This is a genomic window from Luteococcus sp. (assembly GCF_043424415.1).
In the GTDB taxonomy this organism is placed as follows: domain Bacteria; phylum Actinomycetota; class Actinomycetes; order Propionibacteriales; family Propionibacteriaceae; genus Luteococcus.
In genome coordinates, this window is the sequence record NZ_JBHWOO010000303.1 from 1 (window position 1) to 3,693 (window position 3,693).

Below are 3,693 nucleotides of genomic sequence, written 5' to 3' on the forward strand. Positions count from 1 at the left end.
TAAGTAATCCCCCCGATCTGAACACCCGGAGGCCCGCACCACCCCAGCGTGGGCCCCCTTTCCTACGACCCCAACACCATCAGGAGCACCCATGAAGAGCTGGAAAACCCTCGAAACCGACGTGGTGAAGATCCTGCCCCGCCACTACACCAAGGGCCGCGCAGGGCACCGCATCAACAAGGTGGTCATCCACCACAACGGCGGTAACCTGACCGCCAAGTCCATCTATGACGTGTGGATGATCCGCCCCGCGTCGGCCCACTATCAGGTCGATGATCGCGGCGTCATCAGCCAGCACGTGTGGGACCGTGACACCGCGTGGCATGCCGCGAACCTGACCGCGAACCGCACCAGCATCGCCATCGAGCACGCGAACATCGGTTCGGCGTCGACCGCGATCGGGCAGAAGACCCTCGAGGAGGGCGCGCACCTGACCGCCGCCGTGTGCGTCCACTACGGCCTCGGTCGCCCGAGGTGGATGGTGAACGTTTTCCCGCACCGCTACTTTACGTCGACGGCCTGCCCCGGCTACCTCGCGGGCGGGCAGAACCGCCAGTACATGGCCCGCGCCCAGTATTGGTACGACGAGATGACGGGGGCTCGGCCTTCGGTCACGTCGTCGGTGAAGGGCGCCGCGGTCAGTGCCGCCCGCACCGCGAAGGCGACGGTGCGTGAGCGCACCGGCATCTACGCGATGGGTCTGCACCCGGTCACCAGGAAGCCGCAGCCGATCAGCTTCAAGGCCACCATGGGCGGATCGGTCGGGAACCGGAAGATCCTGCAGGTCATCCTCGCCTCACAGAAGAAGCCGAACGGCGAACCCTACTATGCTGGTGCCATCGATGGCGTGTTCGGGCCGGTGTGGGACGCGGCGCTGACCGAATACCGGAAGGTCAAGTACAAGACCAGCGACCCCGCCGTGGTGTCTGGTCCGCTGGGGAAGACCACCTTCGACGCCCTCACCAGCTGGGCTGGATGGCGGCCAATCGCATGAACGACACGATGAGCAGCGCCAGCAGCCCGATCATCGACGCGCTGCTGGCTGGGTGTGGCGGGCTGACCGCCGTCGTGTCTGGCCTGTCCGCGCTGGCAGTGTTCACCGACCTCGACCCGCGGATCCCTATCGCGCTGGGCGTGGCGGGTGTGCTGATCGGCGGATTGCAGGCCGGGCTAAACAACTATGTGCAGCGCCGCCATGTGCAGGCATCCGACGTGCTCGAGGCCCGTGTCGGCGCCGAAGTGATCGCCGGCCCGGCGAATGACCAGGCCGCGCCCGGCACGCTGGTGCGTGAGCTCGGCCACGAGGGTGAGCCGCCTATCCCTCAGATGCCCGTCGAGGGGGAGTTGTTCCTCGACGGGCGCTGAACGAACCAGCCCGGCTGGTGCCGCTGGCGACGGTGCCGAACACGCACCGCCTGACGAAGCGATCCGTGGTGATCGTGTCGCTGCTGGCGGCGCTGTTCACCGCTGAAATGTTCGGTGTGGTGCGCAAGCAAACCGCCGAGACGATCAGCAATGTGGAGTGGTGGCTGGCTGGCGACCGGTTCGCTTTGCGGTGGTGGGTCGTGACCGCCGAGATTGGCGCGCTCATGCTGTGGGCGTGGCTGCACTTCGCGTTCGGCGGCGATGTGTGGGGGCCGCGGCAGTTGGTGGCGATGCTCGCCAGCTTCCTTGTCGTGTCCCTGCTGCTGATGGTCGCGTTCCGCTAACGACTTGAGCCCCGCTCACCCTTGGCCGGGTGAGCGGGGCTCATTTCTGCGTTTCGGCCGCCATGCGCTGTATGATGGGAGAAAGACGGCCCCGCCAGGTGTTCCACCACCTGACAGGGCCTGACCACAACTGCATCTCAACTTCGATCAGAGCGAAGGAGTACCAGCAATGGCTGGCACCAATACTACCAGCACCACGGCCAAGTGGAGCGACAAATTCGACTACCTGCGCACCGCATCCGCGCACCCCACCATGAAGGGCAAGCACCGGCAGTTCCGCGTGCTCTGGTGCCTGTGGGATCACGCTGATGGATCACTCACGCCGGGGTCTTCCTACCCCGGACTCTCACGCATCGCAGCGGAGGTCGGGACAGCGAAGGCTGACGTGAGCCGAGACATCGCGTGGTTGATCGACACTGGCTTCGTCATTGTATCGACGGAGGCGACAGCTACGGAATCACGGCGCTATGGATTCGCCCTACCGGTTGGGGCTGCACCAACCGGGGGTTGGGGTGACACCAACCGGGGGGTTGGAGCTGCACCAACCAAACAGACCACCTACCAGACCAATGAAGAAACCATCCCTTCGGCCAGCGATGCTCCTACGTCGCATGCTGATGACTCCGACCTGACGGTCGCCACCACGCACAGCGCGGTGCCGCCACAGGGCCACGACAAATCAGTCCCGCCGCAACCCAACGGATGGAAACTCCTGCACTACCGCTGGGGCGACAACGCCGCAGCAATCGTGGACGAAGCACAACGATCCGCAGGCAGCACCATGACCGACGAACTGTGCTCGCTGCTGACCGACACCGACGAGGACTTCTACCTGTGGTGCGCCGACAACGGCCCGCGCATCCCCCACGCCGCTGGCCCATCACGCGACGAGGCCATCGGAGACCTGACACGCAAGCTCCGCACCTACATGCGCGACGAAATGGTCGAGCTCGCACCCGCCGCATGACGTGCCCGCGGTGCATACTAAGACACAGGGCACGAACCGCCAACCATGATCGGGAAGGATCAGCATGGGCAGCATCTTCCTCACAAGCGACCTGCACCTGGGACACCTCAAGGCAGCGACGATGCGCGGATTCAGCAACGTCGAAAGCCATGACGGCGCGATCCTCCGAAACATCGCCAAGGTCACCACAGACGGGAGCACCCTGTGGATCCTGGGCGATGTCGCATTCGGGGCGCCAGAGAAGAAGCTCGACTCCCTCGCCAAGCTCCGGGAAGCCGCAAACGGCAGACTGCGCCTCATCCTCGGGAATCACGACAAACCCCACCCAGCCAACGCATCCAACCCAGACATGGCACCGTGGCGGGCAGTGTTCGAGACGATAGATACCCGCGGCAGGATCCGCCATGCGGGTGTGCAGTATCGGCTGAGCCACTTCCCCATCTCGGGCGACAACGACCACAGCGACGAGGGGGAGCGATTCGAGATGTGGCGCGAGCGTGACGGATTCAATAGCTGCCCGATCATCCATGGGCACACGCATGGCCGAGAGCGGCTCACCTGGAGCGACGGCGGGACTCCACAGATCCATGTCGGCCTTGACGCCTGGCAATTGAAGCCAGTACCCATGTGGGCCGTCCACCAGACGGCCAGCGGTAACGCAGCTCTATAACCGCCGGCGCGACGGCGACTAGAATTCCTGCGACGCCTCGCTGCTGCTAGCTCCATTCCTGCTGCCCGTAGGCGATGCCGTCGATGATCTCCACGTTCCAGTGAGTCGGCCTCCCGCAGACCGGCTCGGCGATCGGCGGGTGCTTGGCGTAGGCGTCGGCCGGCATGGCGAATGCGCCGAGGCTGAGGACGGTGACCGGGCTGCCAATTGGGTGGTTGGTCACCTCGCCGCCTCGTGCGTACCTGCCCCGCCCGCGATTCCTGATCAGGTCGCGGATGTTCTGCGCTACACTCTTGTTAAAAGTCATGTTTGAATCATATCAGGAGGTGGCCGCCCCGTGACAGAAC

6 protein-coding genes are annotated in these 3,693 nt (G+C 64.7%); 5 read left to right on the forward strand and 1 reads right to left on the reverse strand.

Translation table 11 applies throughout. The features are described 5' to 3' along the window. The first annotated feature begins 91 nt into the window (after window positions 1-91). From ACHFFZ_RS16875 to ACHFFZ_RS16895, 5 genes are all read left to right on the forward strand, one after another. The gene (locus tag ACHFFZ_RS16875) at window positions 92-994 is read left to right on the forward strand and encodes an N-acetylmuramoyl-L-alanine amidase (protein WP_394277751.1); all 903 of its coding nucleotides are present in this window, start codon (window positions 92-94) and stop codon (window positions 992-994) included. Continuing rightward, complete coding sequence (locus tag ACHFFZ_RS16880) at window positions 991-1,365, forward strand: hypothetical protein (RefSeq protein WP_394277752.1); 375 nt, start codon at window positions 991-993, stop codon at window positions 1,363-1,365. The genes ACHFFZ_RS16875 and ACHFFZ_RS16880 overlap by 4 nt, the downstream gene beginning before the upstream one ends. 17 nt (window positions 1,366-1,382) lie before the next feature. After that, on the forward strand, window positions 1,383-1,709 hold the full coding sequence (locus ACHFFZ_RS16885) for a hypothetical protein (protein WP_394277753.1): 327 nt from the start codon (window positions 1,383-1,385) through the stop codon (window positions 1,707-1,709). Between the two features lie 169 nt (window positions 1,710-1,878). Beyond that, window positions 1,879-2,676, forward strand: coding sequence for a hypothetical protein (locus ACHFFZ_RS16890; RefSeq protein ID WP_394277754.1), 798 nt, complete (start codon window positions 1,879-1,881; stop codon window positions 2,674-2,676). A 64-nt stretch (window positions 2,677-2,740) separates the two neighbouring features. After that, a complete protein-coding gene (locus tag ACHFFZ_RS16895) occupies window positions 2,741-3,346 on the forward strand; it encodes a metallophosphoesterase (protein ID WP_394277755.1) in 606 nt (201 codons plus the stop codon). A 46-nt stretch (window positions 3,347-3,392) separates the two neighbouring features. On the opposite strand, the gene ACHFFZ_RS16900 is transcribed toward ACHFFZ_RS16895, so the two are convergent. Further along, on the reverse strand, window positions 3,393-3,653 hold the full coding sequence (locus ACHFFZ_RS16900; protein ID WP_394277756.1) for a hypothetical protein: 261 nt from the start codon (window positions 3,651-3,653) through the stop codon (window positions 3,393-3,395). Window positions 3,654-3,693: the final 40 nt, after the last annotated feature.

Bases quoted from the DNA above. Each gene is read 5' to 3' on its own strand.
- ACHFFZ_RS16900 (WP_394277756.1), bottom strand. From the start codon at position 3,653: ATGACTTTTAACAAGAGTGTAGCGCAGAACATCCGCGACCTGATCAGG.
- ACHFFZ_RS16875 (WP_394277751.1), top strand. From the start codon at position 92: ATGAAGAGCTGGAAAACCCTCGAAACCGACGTGGTGAAGATCCTGCCC.
- ACHFFZ_RS16890 (WP_394277754.1), top strand. From the start codon at position 1,879: ATGGCTGGCACCAATACTACCAGCACCACGGCCAAGTGGAGCGACAAA.
- ACHFFZ_RS16895 (WP_394277755.1), top strand. From the start codon at position 2,741: ATGGGCAGCATCTTCCTCACAAGCGACCTGCACCTGGGACACCTCAAG.
- ACHFFZ_RS16880 (WP_394277752.1), top strand. From the start codon at position 991: ATGAACGACACGATGAGCAGCGCCAGCAGCCCGATCATCGACGCGCTG.